The sequence below is a fragment of the Streptomyces beijiangensis genome (assembly GCF_017315755.1).
In the GTDB taxonomy this organism is placed as follows: Bacteria; Actinomycetota; Actinomycetes; order Streptomycetales; family Streptomycetaceae; genus Streptomyces; species Streptomyces beijiangensis.
This window is the reverse complement of the sequence record NZ_JAFLRJ010000279.1, coordinates 1-21,005: the sequence shown is the minus strand read 5'-3', so window position 1 is coordinate 21,005 and position 21,005 is coordinate 1. Positions and strand designations below refer to the sequence as shown.

18 protein-coding genes are annotated in these 21,005 nt (G+C 70.1%); 9 read left to right on the top strand and 9 right to left on the bottom strand.

All coding sequences use genetic code 11. From position 1 onward, the window contains the following. Positions 1–139: 139 nt before the first annotated feature. Complete coding sequence (locus J0695_RS26955; RefSeq protein WP_206966184.1) at positions 140–991, bottom strand: (2Fe-2S)-binding protein; 852 nt, start codon at positions 989–991, stop codon at positions 140–142. A 127-nt stretch (positions 992–1,118) separates the two neighbouring features. Between J0695_RS26955 and J0695_RS26950 the strand changes: the two genes are divergently transcribed. Further along, on the top strand, positions 1,119–1,877 hold the full coding sequence (locus tag J0695_RS26950; protein ID WP_307798772.1) for a GntR family transcriptional regulator: 759 nt from the start codon (positions 1,119–1,121) through the stop codon (positions 1,875–1,877). Here the strand turns inward: J0695_RS26950 and J0695_RS26945 are convergent. Then, positions 1,866–2,627: a hypothetical protein gene (locus tag J0695_RS26945; RefSeq protein WP_206966180.1), complete on the bottom strand. Its 762-nt coding sequence runs from the start codon at positions 2,625–2,627 to the stop codon at positions 1,866–1,868. The two genes, J0695_RS26950 and J0695_RS26945, sit on opposite strands and share 12 nt — an antisense overlap. Before the next feature lie 160 nt (positions 2,628–2,787). Then, positions 2,788–4,464, bottom strand: coding sequence for a PucR family transcriptional regulator (locus tag J0695_RS26940; protein ID WP_206966196.1), 1,677 nt, complete (start codon positions 4,462–4,464; stop codon positions 2,788–2,790). Between the two features lie 272 nt (positions 4,465–4,736). Here J0695_RS26940 and J0695_RS26935 point away from each other — a divergent pair, with 272 nt between their 5' ends. The 7 genes from J0695_RS26935 (at position 4,737) to J0695_RS26905 (ending at position 14,437) form a co-directional block, all read left to right on the top strand. Next, positions 4,737–5,630 (top strand): FAD binding domain-containing protein, encoded by an 894-nt coding sequence (locus tag J0695_RS26935; RefSeq protein ID WP_206966178.1) that lies wholly within the window; start codon positions 4,737–4,739, stop codon positions 5,628–5,630. Beyond that, on the top strand, positions 5,630–6,223 hold the full coding sequence (locus tag J0695_RS26930) for a (2Fe-2S)-binding protein (RefSeq protein WP_206966177.1): 594 nt from the start codon (positions 5,630–5,632) through the stop codon (positions 6,221–6,223). The genes J0695_RS26935 and J0695_RS26930 overlap by 1 nt, the downstream gene beginning before the upstream one ends. A 2-nt stretch (positions 6,224–6,225) precedes the next feature. Then, on the top strand, positions 6,226–8,607 hold the full coding sequence (locus J0695_RS26925; protein ID WP_206966175.1) for a xanthine dehydrogenase family protein molybdopterin-binding subunit: 2,382 nt from the start codon (positions 6,226–6,228) through the stop codon (positions 8,605–8,607). Between the two features lie 226 nt (positions 8,608–8,833). After that, entirely contained in the window at positions 8,834–10,312 is a 1,479-nt protein-coding gene (locus J0695_RS26920; protein ID WP_206966173.1) for an NCS2 family permease, read from the top strand. A gap of 38 nt (positions 10,313–10,350) precedes the next feature. Further along, positions 10,351–11,553, top strand: coding sequence for an XdhC family protein (locus tag J0695_RS26915; RefSeq protein WP_206966171.1), 1,203 nt, complete (start codon positions 10,351–10,353; stop codon positions 11,551–11,553). Between the two features lie 121 nt (positions 11,554–11,674). Beyond that, positions 11,675–12,844 (top strand): glycoside hydrolase family 6 protein, encoded by a 1,170-nt coding sequence (locus J0695_RS26910; protein WP_307798771.1) that lies wholly within the window; start codon positions 11,675–11,677, stop codon positions 12,842–12,844. Between the two features lie 78 nt (positions 12,845–12,922). After that, on the top strand, positions 12,923–14,437 hold the full coding sequence (locus J0695_RS26905) for a DUF6056 family protein (protein WP_206966169.1): 1,515 nt from the start codon (positions 12,923–12,925) through the stop codon (positions 14,435–14,437). Here the strand turns inward: J0695_RS26905 and J0695_RS26900 are convergent. From J0695_RS26900 to J0695_RS26890, 3 genes are all read right to left on the bottom strand, one after another. After that, the gene (locus J0695_RS26900; RefSeq protein ID WP_206966167.1) at positions 14,412–14,867 is read right to left on the bottom strand and encodes a GtrA family protein; all 456 of its coding nucleotides are present in this window, start codon (positions 14,865–14,867) and stop codon (positions 14,412–14,414) included. The genes J0695_RS26905 and J0695_RS26900 overlap by 26 nt on opposite strands. Beyond that, positions 14,864–15,853 (bottom strand): glycosyltransferase family 2 protein, encoded by a 990-nt coding sequence (locus tag J0695_RS26895; protein ID WP_206966165.1) that lies wholly within the window; start codon positions 15,851–15,853, stop codon positions 14,864–14,866. The genes J0695_RS26900 and J0695_RS26895 overlap by 4 nt, the downstream gene beginning before the upstream one ends. Positions 15,854–16,037: 184 nt before the next feature. Next, complete coding sequence (locus J0695_RS26890; protein ID WP_206966163.1) at positions 16,038–17,078, bottom strand: saccharopine dehydrogenase NADP-binding domain-containing protein; 1,041 nt, start codon at positions 17,076–17,078, stop codon at positions 16,038–16,040. Positions 17,079–17,169: 91 nt separating this feature from the next. Between J0695_RS26890 and J0695_RS26885 the strand changes: the two genes are divergently transcribed. Continuing rightward, a complete protein-coding gene (locus J0695_RS26885) occupies positions 17,170–17,748 on the top strand; it encodes a TetR/AcrR family transcriptional regulator (RefSeq protein WP_206966161.1) in 579 nt (192 codons plus the stop codon). Positions 17,749–17,754: 6 nt separating this feature from the next. Here J0695_RS26885 and J0695_RS26880 read toward each other — a convergent pair whose 3' ends face one another. The 3 genes from J0695_RS26880 to J0695_RS26870 form a co-directional block, all read right to left on the bottom strand. Beyond that, positions 17,755–18,702, bottom strand: a complete 948-nt coding sequence (locus J0695_RS26880; RefSeq protein ID WP_206966159.1) for a phosphotransferase family protein — start codon at positions 18,700–18,702, stop codon at positions 17,755–17,757. A 25-nt stretch (positions 18,703–18,727) separates the two neighbouring features. Next, positions 18,728–20,602, bottom strand: coding sequence for a rhamnogalacturonan lyase (locus J0695_RS26875; protein WP_206966157.1), 1,875 nt, complete (start codon positions 20,600–20,602; stop codon positions 18,728–18,730). 97 nt (positions 20,603–20,699) lie between these two features. Next, on the bottom strand, positions 20,700–21,005 hold a 306-nt coding region (locus tag J0695_RS26870), incomplete at its 5' end, for a helix-turn-helix domain-containing protein (protein ID WP_242553237.1).

Below are 21,005 nucleotides of genomic sequence, written 5' to 3'. Positions count from 1 at the left end.
GCGTCAGTGCCTTTGCGCCGCCATGTTGGCCCAGTTGTGCGGGCCGACGATGAGTTTCGGGACAAGAGGACGCCAAGGGGTCCTGATAGGTGCGATTCGGTCGAACTGCCGTACGTGTGACCAGGGTTGGGTTCGATTTTCAGTCAGTCGAAAGAGGGGCGTCGGGAGCGAGCCTGGCCACTCGATCGGCATCGCACGTGCGCGGGCAGGTGACGCAGGTGTCCTCCGGCCGCAGGGTGTAGAAGAGGCAGCAGCTCGCCCGGTCCCTGGTCGGCAGCGCCTCGCCGCGCGGCCCCGTCAGCTCACGGAAGGCCGCGGTGCCGACGTAAGGGGCGGTGGCGCCCGGCAACAGCCGCTCCAGCTCCGCGACGCCGCGCCCCTCCTCGCCGAGCAGATGCGCGATGTACCAGAGGCCCTCGACGATCTCGTCCGTCGCCATGCCCCACAGGGCGCGCTTCCCGCGCCGCATCCGGGGCCCGAAGCCCTCCAGCACGGCCCCGAGGTGCTCGGCGACGGCAGCCCTGACCTCGGCCCGCAGCGCGTCCTCGTCCGGTACGACGCGGGCGCCCGGCATCGAGGCGGCCGGATCGTCGGGCAGACAGGCGAATTCCTCGGTCCGTACGGTCATCCGCCCCAGTGCCCGGTGGAACGCCACGGACTCCACGGGGACGCGGGGCACCCTGCGGTGCAGGAACCAGGGGACGGTGATCAGCAGGCAGGCGGGCCAGGCGTAGCGGTGGAAGCCGAAACTGGCGACGACGTCGGGCCGCGCCTGCTGGCCGTAGTCCCGCAGTACCTGGGCGTTGTCCCAGGCCAGGAAGGCGTCGAGGGCGGGTCCGCCCGCGGCGAGATCGGCCGCGGCCACCCAGCCGCCGTCCGACGGGGGTCGCTCCGAGCCTGTCAGTTCCCTGATGGCGAGCCCGGGGAAGACCTCGGCGAGGCGTGCGTACGAGGCCGTCGTAGGGCCGTCTACAAGCGTGGGGACGGTCATGCGGGGGACCACCGAATCGGGATCGTTTTGCAGGTAAGCCTTACCTTACCCAACACATTCGATGTTTCAACTCCGGCCGTGTCCGCCTATCGTGCTCTGGGGGCGGAATGTCAGACAGGAGAACCCGGTGGAGCAGGGCAGAGCGCGTGAGGCCGCAGCCGTGCAGCCGTCTGCGTCCATCCGGGTGCCCCGGCAGGCGGCCCAGGGGCAACAGGACCGGGCGCGCGGAGAACACACCCACAGCGAGCCCCCCGCCCCGCGGATCGTGCAGCGCCACTCCGTCCGCGGGCAGATCCTCGACGCCCTGCGCGCCGCCCTGGTCGACGGTGACATGGTCCCCGGCGAGGTGTACTCGGCGCCGGTGCTCGGCGAGCGCTTCGGGGTCTCGGCCACTCCCGTACGGGAAGCGATGCAGCAGCTTGCGGTCGAGGGCGCCGTGGAGGTCGTCCCCAACCGCGGATTCCGCGTCGCCGAGCGCAGCGCGCGCGAGCTGGCCGAGCTGGCCGAGGTCCGTGCGCTGATCGAGGTCCCCGTGATGCTCAGGCTCGCCCGTACCGTGCCCGTGGCCCGCTGGGCCGAGCTGCGCCCGCTCGCCGAGGCGACCGTGGCCGCCGCGGCGGTGGGCGACCGTGCCGCGTACGCCGAGTGCGACCGCGCCTTCCACCGCGCGGTCCTCGCCCTGGCGGGGAACCAGCAGATCGTCGCCGTCGCCGACGATCTGCACCGCCGCTCCCAGTGGCCCCTGGTCAGCGCGCCCGCGCCGCGCCGCGCCGACCTCCTCGCGGACGCGGCGGAGCACACCGCGCTCCTGGAGGCCCTGATGGCTCAGGACCTCGCCGTCGTCCAGTCACTCGTACGGGAACACTTCACCGGCTCAGTCGGCTGACCCCAGCTGTGCGGCCAGCCAGGTGGGGACGCCGTCCAGGAGGCGGAAGAGCCGGCCCGCCTCCGTGCGCAGCCTCGTCGCCTCCGGTTCCTGCTCGGTCTCCGCGAGGGAGACGAGCGCCGGGGCGGTGCCCACCAGGTAGCCCAGTTCCTCCCGGATCCGCAGCGACTCCGTGAAGCCGTGGCGTGCCTCGGCCAGCTCGCCCTCCGCCAGGGAGAGCGAAGCGAGGTGGCGCCAGGTGAACGAGAGCAGCAGGGGTTGCACGTGGGCCGTGGCGCCCGCGTGGGCGCGGCGGTAGGCGGCCCGTGCGGACTGCGGGGAGTCGGCCAGGTTCTGGGAGATCAGACCCCGGCGGAAGTCCAGGAGGGGGCGTCCCGGGGCGCCGGGGGCGATGAGGGCTGCGGCCCTGCCCAGTGCGGCGCGGGCCTCGTCCGCCCGGTCCTGTACGCCCAACAAGGTGGACGCATAGGCGAGTTGGCCCCGCTCGCTGGCCGCGGCCCCACGCGAGTCGTCGTCGCTTGCCAGCGCTTCGGCGATCCGCAGCGCGTCCTCCGCCTCGCTCCAGCCCTGCTCGGTGTAGAGACACCGCTCGCCGAGCAGCGCGGCCCGGTGGAGCGCGGCCTCGGCGTCGGTCGCCGCGTGCGGCTCCAGCAGGGCTGCCGCGTCCGTCCAGCAGCCGCGCGAGCGCAGCCGCCATACCGCGGTCTGGAGCGGAGGCGCATCAGCAGGTGTCGTTCCGTGACCAGACATGGCGGTAAACGCCACATTGCCCTCCCCGAGCACGCCATTGAGCTGTTGGGTATGCGCGCATCTCAGCACGGATTGGCGCGCCCGGCCAAGGGGTTGGGTGAATCAATTCACAAACTGGGGGCCTGGGCAGGGGCCGGGCGACGGCCGGACGGAGGCCCGCTCAGCTCATCCTCAGTGCCAGGAAGAAGTCCAGCTTGTCCTCCAGACGTGACAGGTCGCGCCCCGTCAGTTGCTCGATCCTGCCCACCCGGTAGCGCAAGGTGTTGACGTGCAGATGCAACCGGGCGGCACACCGCGTCCACGAGCCGTCGCAGTCCAGGAACGCTTCGAGCGTCGGAATCAGCTCCGCCCGGTGCCGCCGGTCGTAGTCCCGCAGCGGGTCGAGCAGCCGCGCGGTGAAGGCGCGCCGTACGTCGTCCGGGACGAAGGGCAGCAGCAGCACATGGGACGCCAGCTCATGGTGGCCCGCCGCGCACACCCGACCCGGCCTGGCGGCCGCGACACGCCGTGCGTGCCTGGCCTCCTCCAGGGCGCCGCGCAGCCCCTCCGCCGAGTGCACGGAGGCCGACACGCCCAGCGTGAGGCGCCCGTCGTCGGCCAGACCGGCCGACAGCGGGTCGCGTACGGCCGTCAGCAGCGCGTCCGCGTGCAGCCCCGGAGCGGGGCTCTCGACCCCGTCCTCGCCACTGGAGGGCACCGAAGGCAGCGGTACGAGGGCGATCGCCTCGTCACCGGCGTGCGCCACGGCGATACGGTCGGACTCGACCAGGATCTCTTCGAGGAGCGACTGCGCGACGGGCCCCGCGTCGAGGTCCGCGCTGCCGTTGCCGCCGTCCTGGGACCACTCCACCTTCGCCACCACGACCTGCCAGTGCGGGGCCGAGCCGAGCCCCGGCAGCAGCACCGGAGCGGCCACCCGCAGCCTGGCCGCGATCTCGGCGGGCGCCGCGCCCGTCTGGACCAGCTCGAGCACCTCCTGGGCGAGCCTGCGCCGTACGGTGCGTGCCGCATCGCGCCGGTCCCGCTCGACCGCGATCAGCTGCGTCACCCCCTGCAGCAGGTCCAGACGTGCCGCCGGCCAGTCGCCCGCGTCCGCCTCGACGGCCAGGAGCCAGTCGGAGAGCACCGTCTCGCGCACATCGCGTGCCGCGGCCACCGCCGTGCCGCGCCCGTTGTTGCGGATCGGGAAGAGGGAGTACGTCGTCCCCTTGAGCGTCACCCGGTGCGGCCCACGGCGCCCGGTGCGGGTCGCGGCCAGGTGTTCGCCCGCGAGGAGCGCGGAAGTGGCCGGATCCAGCTCCGCGCCGGCCCCGGCGATCTGTCGGCCGGTGGGGGAGAGCACCCAGGCGTGCAGGTCGAGGTCCGTCGTCAGCAGGTCGAGGACCACATCGGGGCCACCGCCCGCGGGCCCCGAGGTCATCAGCCTGCGGTGCCGGTCGACGACCGCGGCCAGATCCCCCGCGCGCTCGCCGGAGACCTGGCGCACCACGTACTCGGTGATGGTGGCGAAGGCGACGTCCTCGCTGACCGCGAAGAGCGGCAGGCGGTTGCGTACGCACGCTTCGACCAGGTCAGCGGGGATGTCGCCCTGCTCGGCCTCGCCGGCCGCGAGCCCGGCGACCCCGGCCGAGGCCAGGATGCGTACGAACGGCTCCGAGTCCTCGGCGGAGTGCCGCCAGGCGAGGCCGGTGAGGACCAGTTCGCCGCCCGAGAGATACCGGCTCGGGTCGCGTAGGTCGGTGGTCATCACCCCGCGGACGCTCCGGTCCAGCTCGTCCTCGCCGCCGAGCAGCCGCAGGCCCAGCGCATCGGTGTCCAGCAGTGCGCGCAGCCGCATCTCGTCGCCGCCGTTCTGTATCGGTGTCCGTTGGGGGGTGGCTCGATGTTGCACGTGGAAATCAGAGAGGTTTCTGAACCTCGCCTTTCGTTCGAACATACAAGACGAGCATGGTCACCAGCCAACTCCTTCATGGTTTCAGTGACTGCACCCAACGGAGCACGGCTTGTGTACTTGGGCCACCAAGCGTGAACAGCACATGAACGTCCAGTCGAGGGCCGGCCGTCCCGGGCCCCAGCGAACAACCCCGATTGAGAAGAAGAGAGCCACTCATGGACTTCCTTCGCCCCGCCAGCTGGGAGGAGGCGCTCGCCGCCAAGGCCGAGCACCCCACGGCCGTACCCATTGCGGGCGGCACCGATGTGATGGTCGAGATCAACTTCGACCACCGTCGGCCGGAGTACCTCCTGGACCTGAACCGCATCGGCGAGCTCAGTGAATGGGAGGTCGGCGAGGAGAACGTGCTGCTCGGCGCCTCCGTCCCGTACAGCGCGATCATGGAGAACCTCCGCACCGAGCTGCCGGGCCTCGCGCTCGCCTCGCACACGGTGGCCTCCCCGCAGATCCGCAACCGCGGCGGTGTCGGCGGCAACCTCGGGACCGCGTCGCCCGCAGGCGACGCCCACCCCGCGCTGCTGGCCGCCGACTGCGAGGTCGAGGTCGAGTCCGTACGCGGATCGCGCCTCATCCCCATCGACGCCTTCTACACCGGCGTGAAGCGCAACGCGCTCGCCGCGGACGAGCTGATCAAGCGCGTCCACATCAAGAAGGCGGACGGTCCGCAGCAGTACTCCAAGGTCGGCACCCGCAACGCCATGGTGATCGCGGTCTGCGCCTTCGGTATCGCGCTGCACCCCGAGACCCGCACGGTCCGCACCGGAATCGGCTCCGCCGCCCCGACCCCCATCCGGGCGAAGGCAGCCGAGGAGTTCCTGAACGCCGCGCTCGAAGAGGGCGGCTTCTGGGAGAGCCGGAAGATCATCACCCCGTCGATCGCCAAGCAGTTCGCGGAGCTCGCCTCCGGTTCGGCCAACCCGATCGACGACGTACGAGGCACCGCGAGCTACCGACGCCACGCCGTCGGCATCATGGCCCGCCGCACGCTCGGCTGGACCTGGGAGTCCTACCGCGGCGAGGGCCGCAGCAGCATTGAGGGAGTGGCGTAATGCGTGTGAACTTCACGGTCAACGGCCGTCAGCAGGAAGCCGACGACGTCTGGGAGGGCGAGTCCCTCCTCTACGTCTTGCGTGAGCGCATGGGCCTCCCCGGCTCCAAGAACGCCTGCGAGCAGGGCGAATGCGGGTCTTGTACGGTCCGCCTCAACGGCCTCCCGGTCTGCTCCTGCCTGGTCGCGGCCGGTCAGGCCGAAGGCAGCGAGATCGTCACCGTCGAGGGCCTGGCGGACTACGCCAAGCACCGCGACGACTCTCACCCGGGCGGCGGCTGCGGCTCCGTCTGCGGCGGCACCAGCCTGCAGGAGGCCCGCCAGTGGCAGGCCAAGGGCACCGACGGTCAGACCGGTGAGGGTGGTCAACTCTCCCCGATCCAGCAGGCGTTCATCGACGCCGGCGCCGTGCAGTGCGGTTTCTGCACCCCCGGTCTCCTGGTCGCGGCCGACGAACTGCTCGAGCGCAACGCCTCGCCGTCGGACGCCGACATCCGTGAGGCACTCTCCGGCAACCTCTGCCGCTGCACCGGTTACGAGACGATCCTGGACGCGGTCCGCCTGGCGGCCGCCCGTCAGGAAGAGACGGTCTGATCATGGCTGGAACCACCACGGGTACGCCCACCAACGTCACCCAGAAGCACAGCAAGGGCGGCATCGGCGAGTCCATGCTGCGCCCGGACGGCACCCTCAAGGTCACCGGTGAGTTCGCCTACTCCTCGGACATGTGGCACGAGGACATGCTGTGGGGCCAGACCCTGCGCTCGACCGTCGCGCACGCCGAGATCGTGTCGATCGACACCTCCGAGGCCCTTGCGATGGATGGCGTCTACGCCGTCCTGACGTCCGACGACCTGCCGGCCGTGAAGAACTACGGCATGGAGTTCCAGGACACCCCGGTTCTCGCCTACGGCAAGGTCCGTCACCACGGTGAACCGGTCGCTCTCGTGGCCGCCGACCACCCGGAGACCGCGCGCCGCGCCGCCGCGAAGATCAAGATCGAGTACCGCGAGCTGCCGCTCATCACCGATGAGGCCTCGGCGACCGCCCCGGACGCGATCCTGGTCCACGAGAACCGCGACGACCACCACTCCGGTCACGTCCCGCACCCGAACATCGTGCACCGCCAGCCGATCATCCGCGGCAACGCCGCCGAGGCCGCCAAGAAGGCCGATGTCATCGTCAAGGGCGAGTACACCTTCGGCATGCAGGACCAGGCATTCCTCGGCCCCGAGTCCGGCCTTGCGGTGCCGGCCGAGGACGGCGGCATCGACCTGTATGTGGCCACCCAGTGGCTGCACTCGGACCTCAAACAGATCGCCCCCTGCCTCGGCCTGCCCGAGGAGAAGGTGCGGATGACGATGTCCGGCGTCGGCGGTGCGTTCGGCGGCCGCGAGGACATCTCGATGCAGATCCTCGCCTCCGTGCTCGCGCTCCGCACGGGCAAGCCGGTGAAGATGGTCTACAACCGCTACGAGTCCTTCTTCGGCCATGTCCACCGCCACCCCGCGAAGCTCTACTACGAGCACGGTGCCACCAAGGACGGCAAGATCACGCACATGAAGTGCAAGATCGTGCTCGACGGCGGCGCCTACGCCTCGTCCACAGCCTCGGTCGTCGGCAACGCGGCCTCCCTCTCGGTCGGCCCGTACGTCATCGACGACGTCGAGATCGAGGCGATCGGCCTCTACAGCAACAACCCGCCCTGCGGCGCCATGCGCGGTTTCGGCGCGGTCCAGGCGTGCTTCGCGTACGAGGCGCAGATGGACAAGCTCGCCGCCAAGCTGGACATGGACCCGGTGGAGTTGCGGCAGAAGAACGCGATGTCGCAGGGCACGATCATGCCGACCGGGCAGCCGGTCGACGCGCCCGCGCCGGTCGCCGAACTGCTGCGCCTGGTCAAGGCCCGCCCGCTGCCGCCCGAGCAGCAGTGGACCACCACCGAGGGCTCCGACGTCCGTGCGCTGCCCGGTGGTCTCTCCAACACCACGCACGGCGAAGGCGTCGTGAGGGGTGTCGGCTATGCGGTCGGCATCAAGAACGTCGGCTTCTCCGAGGGCTTCGACGACTACTCGACCGCCAAGATCCGCCTCGAGGTCATCAACGGCGAGGCAGTCGCGCTGGTCCACACCGCCATGGCGGAGGTCGGCCAGGGCGGTGTCACCATCCACGCGCAGATCGCCCGTACGGAACTCGGCGTCCAGCAGGTCACCATCCACCCCGCCGACACCCAGGTGGGATCGGCCGGTTCGACCTCCGCGGGCCGTCAGACGTACATGACCGGCGGCGCCATCAAGAACTCCTGCGGACTCGTCCGCGAGAAGGTCCTGGAGATCGGCCGGCGCAAGTTCGGTTCGTACCACCCGGCATGGGCGAACGCCGAACTCCTCCTGGAGGGCGGCAAGGTCGTCACCGACGGCGGCGAAGTCCTCGCCGACCTCGTGGACGTCCTCGAGGACGAGGCCGTGGAGATCGAGGAGGAGTGGAGGCACCGCCCCACCCAGGCCTTCGACCTCGTCACGGGACAGGGCAACGGCCATGTGCAGTACGCCTTCGCCGCGCACCGCGCGGTCGTCGAGGTGGACACCGAGCTCGGCCTCGTCAAGGTCGTCGAGCTCGCGGTCGCCCAGGACGTCGGCAAGGCGCTCAACCCGCTCTCCGTGATCGGCCAGATCCAGGGCGGCACCGTCCAGGGGCTGGGCGTCGCGGTGATGGAAGAGATCATCGTCGACCCGAAGACCGCGAAGGTGCGCAACCCCTCCTTCACGGACTACCTGCTCCCCACCATCCTCGACACGCCGACCATCCCGGTCGACTACCTCGAACTGGCCGACCCGAACGCGCCGTACGGCGTGCGCGGTATCGGCGAGGCCCCGACCCTCTCGTCCACCCCGGCCGTCCTCGCGGCGATCCGGAACGCGACGGGTCTGGAGCTCAACAAGACTCCGGTACGCCCCGAGCACCTCACCGGGACCTGAGTCACCAAGCTCTCCGGGCGGCACGGGGCGGGAACGTCACACTTCACCCCCGCGCCGCCCGGAGCCCCAAGTGCCGCACCGCTCGCGGCCTTGCACCACAGCAGCACCGATTCACCGCACCACCCCGTTCGTCTCGGGCCGTCCCCCGGGTCGTGCAGCCAACAGCACATCCCAAATTCCGTAGAACGCATGCGGATGCCCCTGTGAACCTTGGGAGTTAGGCATCATGACCCAGCAGTCCACTGAGCCGAAGACCACGGCGGAGGACGCCGGCGCGGGAACGCGCCAGCCCGCCGGAAGGTCCTGGCTCGACCGGTACTTCCACATAACCAAGAGAGGTTCGACCGTCGGCCGGGAGGTGCGCGGCGGCATCACCACCTTCATGGCGATGGCCTACATCGTCCTTCTGAACCCGGTGATCCTGTCGGGCGCCGATGCGACAGGCCACCATCTCGACGGCGGCCAGATCACCACGGCCACCGCACTCGCCGCAGCGGTCACCACCCTCGTGATGGGCTTCGTCGGCAATGTGCCGCTGGCCCTCGCCGCGGGCCTCGGTGTCTCCGCGGTCATGGCCTACCAGGTCGCCCCGGAGATGACCTGGGGCAACGCGATGGCGATGTGCATCATCTACGGTGCCATCATCTGTCTGCTGGTGGTCACCGGCCTCCGCGAACTCATCATGAACGCCATCCCGCTGGCGCTGAAGCACGCCATCACCATGGGTATCGGCCTCTTCGTCTGCCTCATCGGCCTGGTCCAGGCCGGCTTCGTCACCGGAATGAAGGGCCCCGGAGGCCTCTCCGGCGCCAAGCCGATCCAGCTGGGCACGAGCGACATGCTCACCGGCTGGCCGGTGCTGTGCTTCGGTGTCACCGTTCTGCTGATCTTCGTGCTGCAGGTCCGCAAGGTCCCCGGCGCGATCCTCATCGGCATCGTCGGCGGCACGATCGTCGCAGCGGTGGTCCACCAGGCGGCCGGACTCACCCAGAAGGACTGGGGCCTCAACGCCCCCGCGCTCAAGGGCTCCATCGTCAGCGCGCCGGACTTCGGCCTCTTCGGCAAGGTCTCCTTCAGCGGAATCGGTGACGTCGGCGGCATCACCGTCGGCGTGATCGTCTTCACCCTGGTGCTCGCCGGCTTCTTCGACGCGATCGGCACGATCATCGGCGTCGGCCAGCAGGCCAACCTCGTCGACAAGGACGGGAAGATGCCGGGCCTCAACAAGGCCCTGACCATCGACGGTGCCGGCGGCATCGTGGGCGGCCTCTCGGGCGCATCGGGCCAGACGGTCTTCGTCGAGTCCACCGCGGGCGTCGGCGACGGTGCCCGCACCGGTCTCGCCAGCGTCGTCACCGGTCTCGCCTTCGCCCTCTGCCTGGTCTTCACCCCGCTGGCCCAGCTGATCCCGACCCAGGTCGCGGCAGCCGCCCTCGTCGTCATCGGCTCGATGATGCTGACCAACGCCAAGCACATCGACTGGAACGACCAGGCCACCTCCATCCCGGTGTTCCTGACCACCGTTCTGATGCCGTTCGCCTACTCCATCACCGTGGGCATCGCGGCCGGCGTCATCTCCCACGTCCTCATCAAGGCCGCTCAGGGCAAGGCCCGCGAGATCGGCTGGCTGATGTGGGTGCTCGCCGCGGTGTTCCTGGCCTACTTCGCACTCCACCCCATCGAGAGCTGGCTGGGCGTCAAGTAGCGCCCGCCCCCCTCCCCGCATCCTGAAGGAGACCTCACATGCTGGACATCGCCGAAGAGCTCAACCGGTGGGTCGAGCAGGGACGCGTGTTCGCCGTCGCCACCGTGGTGGCCGTCGGCGGCAGCGCACCTCGCCAGCCCGGAGCCGCGCTCGCCGTGGACTCCGAAGGCACGGCGATCGGGTCGGTCTCCGGAGGATGCGTGGAGGGGGCGGTCTACGAACTCTGCAAGCAGGCCCTGGAAGACGGCGAAACCGTCATGGAGCGCTTCGGCTACTCCGACGACGACGCCTTCGCCGTGGGCCTGACCTGCGGCGGAATCATCGACATCCTGGTCACCCCGGTCCGCGCGGACTCACCCGCGCGCGAGGTGTACAGGGCAGCGCTGGCCGCCGCCGCACGGGGGTCGGCGGCGGCCGTGGCCCGCATCACGGAAGGGCCGGCCGAGCTGATGGGCCGCGCGATTCTGGTACGTACCGACGAAGGACCCCACCTGGGGACCCTCGGCGGCCACCCCGCACTCGACCGCACGGCGGCGGCCGAGGCCCGCGCCCTGCTGGACGCGGGCCGCACCGGAACGGTCACCATCGGGGAAGGCTTCGCCTCCGAGGACGAAGATGGCAGCGAAGGCGGAGCGCAGCGGAGCGGCTCGCGCTGCGGGCAGCCGCTCACGCTCCTCGTCGAGTCGAGCGTGCCGCCGCCCCGCATGATCGTCTTCGGGGCCATCGACTTCGCCTCCGCCCTGGTCAGGGTGGGCAAGTTCCTCGGCTACCGCGTCACGGTCTGCGACGCCCGCCCGGTCTTCGCCACCGCCGCCCGCTTCCCGGATGCCGACGAGATCGTCGTCGACTGGCCGCACCGCTATCTGGAGACGGCCGAGGTCGACAGCCGCACCGTCCTCTGCGTCCTCACCCATGACGCGAAGTTCGACGTACCCCTCCTCGAACTCGCTCTGAAACTTCCCGTCGCCTACGTCGGCGCGATGGGTTCGCGACGCACCCACCTCGACCGCAACGCGCGCCTGCGCGAGGTCGGCGTCACCGACATGGAGCTGGCGCGGCTGCGCTCGCCGATCGGCCTCGACCTCGGGGCGCGTACGCCCGAGGAGACCGCCCTGTCCATCGGCGCGGAGATCGTCGCCAACCGGCGCGGCGGCACCGGGACCTCCCTCACCGGCGCCCACACCCCCATCCACCACGACGGCTCACGCGCGGTGGCCGGCCGGATAGGTTCCGTCGCCTGACGCCAGGGCCGAGCCGAGCGGCCGACTCCGCGGGGTCCGGACTCTTGACGCGCGCATGTCGCTCATTGAGTCTCGTGTGGGAGCGCTCCCGCACCTACCCGTGACCCTCTGGAGTGAACCCGTGAAGCGTCTGAGACCCGCCCTGCTCGCCTGCGCCGCACTCGCCGCCGTGGTGATGCCGTCGCACCCCGCCGCAGCCGACGGCGCCTCTTCGTCCGCCGCCCACAGCCCGCGCCTCTACACCCCGGCCGCCAACCCGGCCGCGTACCGCCAGGCTCTCGATCTCGTCCGTGCCGGTCAGTACCGGGATGCCGCAGGACTCATCGCCACGGTCAACACCCCGCAGGCCGTCTGGTACGGCGACCAGACCCCGGCCGAGGTCGAGCGGCAGGCCCGCGCCGTGGTCAGGGACGCGGGCCGCGAGGTGCCCGTCTTCGCCCTCTACGACATCCCCGGACGCGACTGCTCCAACTACTCCGCAGGGGGCGCCGCCGACACCACCGAGTACAAGGCCTGGATCGACGCGGTCGCGCGCGGCATCGGCACGCACGACGCCATCGTCGTCCTCGAACCCGACGCGCTCGCTCTCCTGCCCTCCGACTGCGGCCAGGACGACGCGCAGGGCACGAAGACCGCCGCCCGCTACACCGAGGTCAACTACGCCGTCGACACCCTCGAACCCCTGCACGGGACCAAGGTCTATCTCGACACCGGGCACCCGGGCTGGCACAGCGTCGGCGACATCGTGCCCCGGCTGATCGCGGGCGGTGTATCCCGGGCGGCCGGCTTCTACACCAACGCCTCCAACTACCAGACCGACGACGCCAACTCCTGGTACGGGAAGCTGATTTCGTCCTGCCTGTCGTACGCGGAAGGTGGCGGGAACCCCGTCGACTGCCCCAACCAGTACTGGCCGCGCGCCGACGCCCAGACCTGGCTGGACACCCATGTGCACGCCGACCCGGCCCGGATGGCGCACTTCGTCACCGACACGAGCCGCAACGGCCAGGGCCCCTGGACCCCTCCCGCGGGCAAGTACACCGACGCCCAGGACTGGTGCAACCCGCCGGGACGCGGCCTCGGCGCCCGGCCCACGCTGCGCACCGGCGACCCTCTCCAGGACGCCAAGCTGTGGATCAAGACCCCGGGCGAATCGGACGGCCTGTGCCTGCGCGGCACCCAGGGACCCGAGGATCCCGAGCGCGGAACGGTCGACCCGGCGGCGGGGGACTGGTTCCCGGCCCAGGCGCTTGAGCTGATCAGGTCGGCGAACCCGCCCGTACTGCCCTGACAACGCGTGGAACGACCTTGCGGAGATTAGCGTCTACCCCGGTGGACCAGAGGTTAATCCCGAGAGGCAGTGGTGAGAATGGCCGTCGACGCATCAAGCGTCACCACCCCGCGAGATCCGGGCGAGGAACCCGGAAAGCGAGGGTGGCGTGATCGCGGAGGTGACCGCGAGCGTCGTACGACGTCCTGGACGGCCCTGCTGTCCCTGCTGCCCCTCGGGCTCCTCGCGATCGCCTGCTGGTACGGGCAGTACGTACGCCCCAGCGCCGACGAATGGTGCTTCCTTCCGCGCGTGCGCGACCAGGGCGTCTCCGGTCTTGTCGACCGTTTCTACAACGTCGACAACGGACGGGTCGCCAACGCCCTGATGGTCGGGGCGTACGCGAAGTTCGGCGTCGCGGGCCACCAGTGGTTCGGCCCGGTCAGCGCCGTGATCATGCTGGCGGCACTGTGGATCCTGACCGTCCTGGTCCTGCGCAGGCTCGGTCAGCGGGTGCCGCTGGGCATCCCCCTGCTGATCGCCCTGACGGTCTCGGTGGTCTTCTTCTTCGCCTGCGTGAACATCTACAAGACGTTCTACTGGCCCGCCGCCTCCGTGTCGCACACGATGGCGCCGATCCTGGCCGCCGCGGTCGCGAACCCGCTGCTGCTCGCCCACGGCCGGGCGGGCCGGATCGCGGCCCTGGTCCTCACGGTGGTCGGCGGGGTGTTCATCGGGACGCTCTCCGAGGAGACCTCGATGATCGTCCTGGTCGTCGGCGGGACGATCATTCTCTTCGCGCATCTGTTCTTCACTGAGCGGGTACGCGGCTACATCCGGACCTGGGCCGGCTGCTACATGCTCGGCATCGCCGTCGGCATGGTCATCCTGATGACCTCGCCCGGCTCGGTGCACCGACGCCAGCGCTACGGCGCCCAGTCGACCACCGACATGCTCTCGCCGCACAACCTGACGGTCGCGTTCAAGGCGTACGCGCACATCCTGGTGAAGACCATGCCCACCTGGCAGTACCTGGGTGCGGTCGCGGCCGGCGTGATCCTCGGTCTGGTGGTGCGGAGCGCCGGGCGCCGGAGTACCGCGCTGAAGCCGGTCAGGCCCCTGGTCCTGGCCGGGCTCGGCGCGCTGGTCTGCCTGGTCTCCGGCTACCTCTGCACGGTGATCACGCTGCCCGTGTTCGGCTCAAGGGCGACGTCCACGGACCGCGTCTGGAACGACTGGCTGCTGCTGTACATCCTGCTGTTCGTCGGCGTCGGCGTGATGCTGGGCCGCGCGCTGCGGCTGCGTACGAACAGCAGGAGCGTGACGGGAGCGGCGACGCTGGCCGCCGCGGCGGTGTACGCGGGCGTCTGCCTGTCACTGGTGGCTCCGATGACCCACCTCGGTCACCAGATGCATGTGAGGGCGGAGAAGTTCGACCGTCAGGACGCGTATCTGAGGGAGCAGGCGGCGGAGGGCAAGAAGACGGCCCCGTACACGCCGACCCGAGTGGGCCACATGCTGGAGCCGTTCGGGATGAAGAGCGGGTGGCCGGTGCAGTGCGCCGCCCAGTGGTACCACCTGGACAAGCTCACACACGGGACGCGGATTCCCTGACCCCGGGATCCCCCTGGGCACCGGGACCCTCGGTCTCCGGCTGGGCCGTCACCCCCGAGGTGATGGCCCAGCGGGCCAGCAGGAACGAGGCGGGCGTGATGAGGACACCGGCGAGCAGCGCTGCGATGTCCTTGTTCATTCCCAGCCGGCTCACAGCGAGGTAGAGCAGGATGCCACTGCCGACGACGTTGACGATCCCCGACAGGGGATAGCGGAGGAAGCCCCGCCACGTCGGCCTGGTGCGGATGGTGATGTACGAGTTGAGCAGGAACGAGCCGATGATGCTGACGATCCAGCCGATCACATGAGCGGCGAGGTACGGGATCCAGCGGTTCAGCGGGGCGTAGACCGCGTAGTAGACAGCGGTGTTGGCCAGTCCGATCGCGGCGAACGTGACGAACTGGCCGAGCGTGCGGGTACGTGCCTTCAAGACTGCGGCCGTCCCTGGGCGGTGGCCGCGGCGGTGAGCCGGACGGGGGCGGCGAAGTTCTCCGTGCTCTCGTCCGTCTCGCGGACCACGTAGTGCGGGCGGCGCTTCGACTCGTGGTAAATACGGCCGACGTACTCGCCGACGACCCCGAGCGTGGCGAGCTGGACGCCGGCGAGCGCCACGATCGCGCTGAGCAGGGTCGCGTAACCCGGGGTGTCGACGCCGTTCATGGCGCTGTTGACGACGATCCACAGGGCGTAGACCAGGGCGGACACAAAAAGCCAGAGGCCGGTGTGGATCGCCAGGCGCAGCGGACGGCTGTTGAAGGAGATCAGTCCGTCGATGCCGTAATTGAGCAGCCGCTTGCCGCCCCACTTCGATTCGCCCGCCGCCCGCTCGACGTTCTGGTACGTGAAACTGACGGTGTCGAAACCGATCCAGGAGAAGAGCCCCTTGGAGAAACGGTTGGACTCCGGGAGCGAGAGAATCGAGTCCACCGCGCGGCGCGAAAGGAGCCGGAAGTCGCCGGCCCCGTCGATGACCTCGACTTCCATGGCGCGGCGCACCAGGCGGTAGTACGTCTTGCTGAAAGCGCTGCGCACCGCGCCTTCGCCGGTCCGGTCGCGCTGGGCGATGACCTGATCGTAACCGTGGCCGTTCAGCTCCAGCATGCGGGGGATGAGCTCCGGCGGGTGCTGGAGGTCGGCGTCCATGATCACGACAGAGTCGCCCTTTGACATCCGCAGGCCCGCGAGCATGCCGGGCTCCTTGCCGAAATTGCGGCTGAAGGAGGTGTAGCGCACTCGCGGGTCCGTCTCGGCGAGGGCCCGCAGCAGGTCGAGGGTGTTGTCGCTGCTCCCGTCGTCGACGTAGCAGATCTCGAAGGACTCCCTGGTCGGTTCGAGTGCCGAGATCAACGCGGCGTGGAACGCGTCTATGACCTCGCCCTCGTTGAAGCACGGTACGACGACCGATAGGTAGACCATGTCTCTTCTCACTCCGTGTCTGTCATGCGAGCAGCGATTCCAGACGTGTGACTCGCATACATGAAGAATGGTTGTGAGGCGATCGAGGTTGCCTGCGTTATCCAAACTTTCCAGGATCAAGGCAATTAGTGCGACCGGGCGGCAGCCGCGCACCTCCCTGGATCTCTCTGGATCTCCCTGTATCTCAGCCGGGCAGGTGCAGGGTGAACGCTTCCAGTGCCTCCAGCCTGCGCAGGAAATCAGCTGCGGGGAATGCTTCCGCGGCGCTCAGGACGCCGGTTTTCGACGGTCCTTCCCCACTGGTCAGCAGGGTCGCGGCCACCACCGAGGCCAGCGCGCCGACCCGCCAGATGTCATGCCCGCGTACATGGCCGTTGCGGCCGCCGCCCGAGGCGCCGACGACCTGTACGGCCACCATGAAGTCGGTCCTCGCCCGCTCCTCGGGGGTGGCGTCCTCACTGCTGAAGATCTGCTCCTCCTCGAAGGTGCTCGATGTGAGCTGCGCCTCGACCGTGCGGGCCGGGATGTGCCGGGGGATCGTGACGATCTCACCGGAAGGGAAGGGGGCGATGACGCTCCGTGGTCCTACCGGAGGCGGGAAGGGGAACACTGCGTTGCGGATCTCGACCGGGCCCACCCGGAGGGCACCGTCGGTGAAGCTGACCCGGTCGATCTCGCCGATCAGGAGCTCGGCGGTGTTCCTTGCCCCCTTGGTCATGCGCCAGCCGGTCACCGAGTAGCCGACGGTCACCCGGTCGGCGTCGGGCATCCCCTCGGCCACCGCGGCGGCGAGCAGGTCGCCGAGCCCGCCGTAGAAGCTCATCTGCGGGATCATCACCGCGCCGGTGCGTCCGGCTGTCGCCTGGAGGGTCTCGAAGAGGTTCTTGACGGGGTGCGGCTCGATCGCGTGGTCGATGTAGTGCGTGCCGGCCTCGGCCGCGGCGGTGGCGACCGGCATCCCGGTGGTGGTGAAGGGCCCGGCGCAGTGGATCAGTACGTCCGCGGCCTCGGCGAGGCGGCGCAGGGCGGCCGGGTCGTCGAGGGGTGCGGTCTGGGTGCGTACGAGACCGGGCGAGCCGAGTTCCCCGGCCAGGGCGTGCAGGGCGTCCGCGTTGCGCCCGGCCAGCAGGACGGCCTGACCCCGGGAGAGGAGTTCGGCGGCGACCAGGCGTCCGGTGTGCCCGGTGGCTCCGTAGACGGCGAAGAGAGGTGCGGTGCTGTTCATGTCCGCTCACTTCCATACCAAAGGTATGTAACCTGGCTTGGTAAGTTACGTACCGCCGGTATGACTGTCAAGGGAAGAGTGCGGTGGCGTGATGCGCAGGACCCAGGCGGAGCGGTCGGGCGCGACCACTGCCCAACTGCTGGACGCTGCGAGGGAGTTGTTCGGGCGGGACGGTTACGCGGCCACGTCCATCGACGCCGTCGCCGCGGAGGCGGGCATGACCAAGGGGGCGGCGTACCACCACTTCCCGGGGAAGGCAGGTCTCTTCCGCGCAGTCTTCGTCGTCCAGCAGGAGCGGATGGCGGCAGCCCTGGAGGCGGCAGCGGCAGCCGAACCCGACCCCCGGGCGGCGCTGCGCGCGGGCTGTCTGACGTTTCTGGAGCGCTGCCTGGACCCGGACTTCCGCCGGATCGTGCTGCTCGACGGTCCTTCCGTGCTGGGCTGGGAGACCGTCCGTGCGATCGAGTACGCCCATACGCTGCGCGTGCTGCGCGCCGGTATGACGGTCCTTCATGAACCGGACGGCGATGGCGACTTGACCGCACGGTGCCAGCTGGCCTTCGGTGCGCTCTGCGAGGCGGGCATGATGCTCGCCAGATCCGACGACCCGGCGAGGGCGCTGCCCGTGGTGGCCGCGGAGGCGGAGCGGCTGCTCGGACTCGGCCGCTGAGGGCGCTCAGCCGCTGAGGGCGCCGAGAGCCTCCGTGAGGCGCGGGGCGACCTCGCGCGCGGCCCATTCGACCTGCTCGGGCGGGTAGACGCGCGGGACCACCTCCACCAGCATGATCAGGTGGAGGTAGCCGCGGTAGAGGGCGAGCCGGCGGCGCACGGACGCGTCGAAGGCGAGGGGCCCGCCCGTCTCCCCGTACCCCGCCAGGAAGTCCTTGTCGTCCTCGATGTCCCCGAAGAGGGCGAGCGAGACGAAGTCCGCGACCGGGTCGCCCCAGAACATCCGCTCGCCGTCGATGATGCCGCCGATCCCGCGGGCCCCCGGGGCGCCGTCGACCAGGATGTTTCCCTCCCAGAGGTCGAAGTGGACCAGGGCGGGGCGGCTCACCTCGTCGAGTACGTCGGCGGACCCGGCCAGCACCTTCCTGATGTGGTCCACCGGAAGCGGGAGCCGGGCGCCGTACCGCTCGGCGTCGTCGAGCACCGCGTCGGTCATCGCGGTGAACGCCTCCCGCCAGGTGGGCACCAACGGCCCCCAGGGCTCGCCCGGGTAGCCGAAGCCCGGGCCGGCGACCGTGTGCGCCCGCCCCACGAGACGGCCCAACTCCCTTCGGAGAGACCCTCGTTCCTGGTCGGTGAGGGGTCCTGCCTGGTGCCACGGGACACCGGGCAGGGCGCTCATCGCCAGAAAGGGCTCCGCTCCGCCGAATTCTGCCTGGACCACTTCGGGGACCGGCGCCGAGACTGCGGCGGCCGCGCCGAAGTAGACCGCCTCGCCGTACAACAGTCCGTGCTCATAGCGCAGTCGGGGCGTTCCGGCGGGCGGTGGAACCTTGACCACCCACTCGCTGCCGTCCTGGAGAGTGACCCGGGTGACCGTGTTGTACGTACCGCCGGAGAGCGGTTCGCGGCGCACCACCGCGTCGCTGACGCGTGCACATCCTTCGGGGAACAAGCGGGCTCCTGTCGGGTCGGTCGCGTCAGGGGGTGGTCACCACCGGCCGCGGTGCGGGCGCCATCCCGCTGCCGATGAAGAAACTCGGGTGCGGCGGCTGGTTGTAGGCGGTGTTCTGCCAGGCCAGGGCCGTGCGGTACATGGTGTCGTGGAGGAGCGTGGTGATCCTGGTGCTCGTCTCGTACGGAGTCGAGTAGATCCGCAGCGCGGAGTTGTCGGTGGTCGGCCACACCACCTCCTCGCGCCAGTCCCCGAGGATATCGCCCGACAGCGAAGGCGTGGCCTTGGTGGTGTTGTTGGAGTGCACGCCCGCGCCGGTCAGCAGCCGGGTGTCGGCGCTGGTGCCGTACTTGTCGATGTGGGTGGCGTCGAGGAGCTCGCGGGTGGTGTCCCCGTCCCACCAGGACAGGAAGTTGGTGCTGGAGGGCTTGCGGCCGACGACCGTGCCCGCGGTGTTGCGGATGTCCGGCTCCGCCGACGACCAGGATTCCGCGCCGGGGCTTCCGGACCAGATGTCGTCCGAGACGCCCCGCCCGTTGTCACCGTTGGCGGCGGTCGACCAGAGCACCTGGCCGGTCTTCGCGTCGGCGAACCACGACGACGGCTTCGAGGAGTCCTCGTCGACCTTGAACTCCTCAAGACCGGGGCGTGAGGGATCCAGATCGCCTACGTGCAGGGCGTCGCCGTGGCCGTTCTTCGTGGTCCACAGGCCCGATCCGTTGTCGTCGATCGCCATTGAGCCGTAGACGATCTCGTCCTTGCCGTCCTGGTCCACATCGGCGACGGACAGGCTGTGATTGCCCTGACTGTCGTACCCCTTGCCGCTGTTGGTCGATGAGCTGGTGTCGAAGGTCCAGCGGCGGGTGAAGGCCCCGCCGCGCCAGTCCCAGGCGGCGACGACGGTACGGGTGTAGTAGCCGCGCGCCATGATCAGCGAGGGGCGGGCGCCGTCGAGATAGGCCGTACCGGCCAGGAAGCGGTCCACGCGGTTGCCGTACGAGTCGCCCCAGGAGGAGACCGTGCCGCGCGCAGGGACGTAGTCGACCGTGCCCATGGCCGCGCCCGACTGCCCGTTGAACATGGTCAGGAACTCCGGCCCTGACAGGACGTAGCCGCTGGAGTTGCGGTAGTCGGCGGACGCGGTGCCGATGACCTTGCCCGCGCCGTCGACCGTCGCGTCGGCGGTCTTCATGGCCACCTCGGCCTTGCCGTCGCCGTCGTAGTCGTACACCTGGAACTGGGTGTAGTGCGCCCCGGAGCGGATGTTCCTGCCGAGGTCGACGCGCCAGAGACGGGTGCCGTCGAGCTTGATGCCGTCGACGATCGTGTTGCCGGTGTAGCCGGACTGGGAGTTGTCCTTGGCGTTGGTCGGCGTCCACTTCAGTACGAAGTCGAGTGCGCCGTCCCCGTCGAGATCGCCGACGCTCGCGTCGTTCGCCTCGTAGGTGTACGCCACCCCGTCCGGGGTGGTGCCGCCGGCCGGCGCGGAGATCGGGACGTCCTTGTAGCCGGTACGGAACTGGACGGCGTGGACCGAGTCGCCCTGCTCCACGCCGTTGACGACGGCGCGCACCGTGTAGTCGGCCTGGGCCGACCCTCCGGAGTGGAAGTAGTTCGTGGAGCCGGTGACCGGGGCGGAGTTGAGCTTCGTACCGGCCCGGTAGACGTTGAAGGCCACCGTGTCGGAGTCGGTGCCCAGCCAGCGCCAGCTGACCAGGTTCCCCGCGTCGGTGTGCACGCTGACGACGCCCCGGTCCAGCGCCTCGACCTGACGGGCGGTCGCCGCGGACGAGGTGCCTGGCAGGGCGATCAGTCCGGCGCCGGCGAGGACGCCGGCCAGGACGGTGCTGAGCAGATGGCGTCGGCGGGATCTGGGTGAATGCGCGTGCGGGTGCTGCACGGTGAATCCTCCTGCGCGGTGGAAGGCATGTCCGTGCGGCTGTCGCCGCCGGGGCGCGAAAGGTTGCCGGGTCCGGTGTGATCCCTCCGGACAACCCCTACGAGCTGGTGGAGGTGGGCCAGCGCCAGGCGGCCCACCCGGCGAGCTCTTCGCGGTCGGCGAGGCCGAGGGTGGCGAGGATGTCGCGGACGCGGTCGCCGACGGCCCGTGCGTCGAGCCGCAGCCGTACGGCGATCGCCTCGTCGGAGAGACCGATGGCGACCTGCTGGGCCACCGCGACTTCGGTGGCGCTCAGCGGCCTGCGGTAGGCGATGGGGGCGGGCGGCGGTGGGGTCAGCGGGGCGTTGAGGGCGTAGGCGACCGCTTCGGGCATGTCCATGAGGGCGCCTTCGTTGAAGGCCCG

What these genes read in the sequence shown, in the direction of transcription:
- J0695_RS26955 (WP_206966184.1), bottom strand. Translation starts at nt 991, where the DNA reads ATGACCGTCCCCACGCTTGTAGACGGCCCTACGACGGCCTCGTACGCA.
- J0695_RS26945 (WP_206966180.1), bottom strand. Translation starts at nt 2,627, where the DNA reads ATGTCTGGTCACGGAACGACACCTGCTGATGCGCCTCCGCTCCAGACC.
- J0695_RS26940 (WP_206966196.1), bottom strand. Translation starts at nt 4,464, where the DNA reads ATGCGGCTGCGCGCACTGCTGGACACCGATGCGCTGGGCCTGCGGCTG.
- J0695_RS26935 (WP_206966178.1), top strand. Translation starts at nt 4,737, where the DNA reads ATGGACTTCCTTCGCCCCGCCAGCTGGGAGGAGGCGCTCGCCGCCAAG.
- J0695_RS26930 (WP_206966177.1), top strand. Translation starts at nt 5,630, where the DNA reads ATGCGTGTGAACTTCACGGTCAACGGCCGTCAGCAGGAAGCCGACGAC.
- J0695_RS26925 (WP_206966175.1), top strand. Translation starts at nt 6,226, where the DNA reads ATGGCTGGAACCACCACGGGTACGCCCACCAACGTCACCCAGAAGCAC.
- J0695_RS26920 (WP_206966173.1), top strand. Translation starts at nt 8,834, where the DNA reads ATGACCCAGCAGTCCACTGAGCCGAAGACCACGGCGGAGGACGCCGGC.
- J0695_RS26915 (WP_206966171.1), top strand. Translation starts at nt 10,351, where the DNA reads ATGCTGGACATCGCCGAAGAGCTCAACCGGTGGGTCGAGCAGGGACGC.
- J0695_RS26905 (WP_206966169.1), top strand. Translation starts at nt 12,923, where the DNA reads ATGGCCGTCGACGCATCAAGCGTCACCACCCCGCGAGATCCGGGCGAG.
- J0695_RS26895 (WP_206966165.1), bottom strand. Translation starts at nt 15,853, where the DNA reads ATGGTCTACCTATCGGTCGTCGTACCGTGCTTCAACGAGGGCGAGGTC.
- J0695_RS26890 (WP_206966163.1), bottom strand. Translation starts at nt 17,078, where the DNA reads ATGAACAGCACCGCACCTCTCTTCGCCGTCTACGGAGCCACCGGGCAC.
- J0695_RS26885 (WP_206966161.1), top strand. Translation starts at nt 17,170, where the DNA reads ATGCGCAGGACCCAGGCGGAGCGGTCGGGCGCGACCACTGCCCAACTG.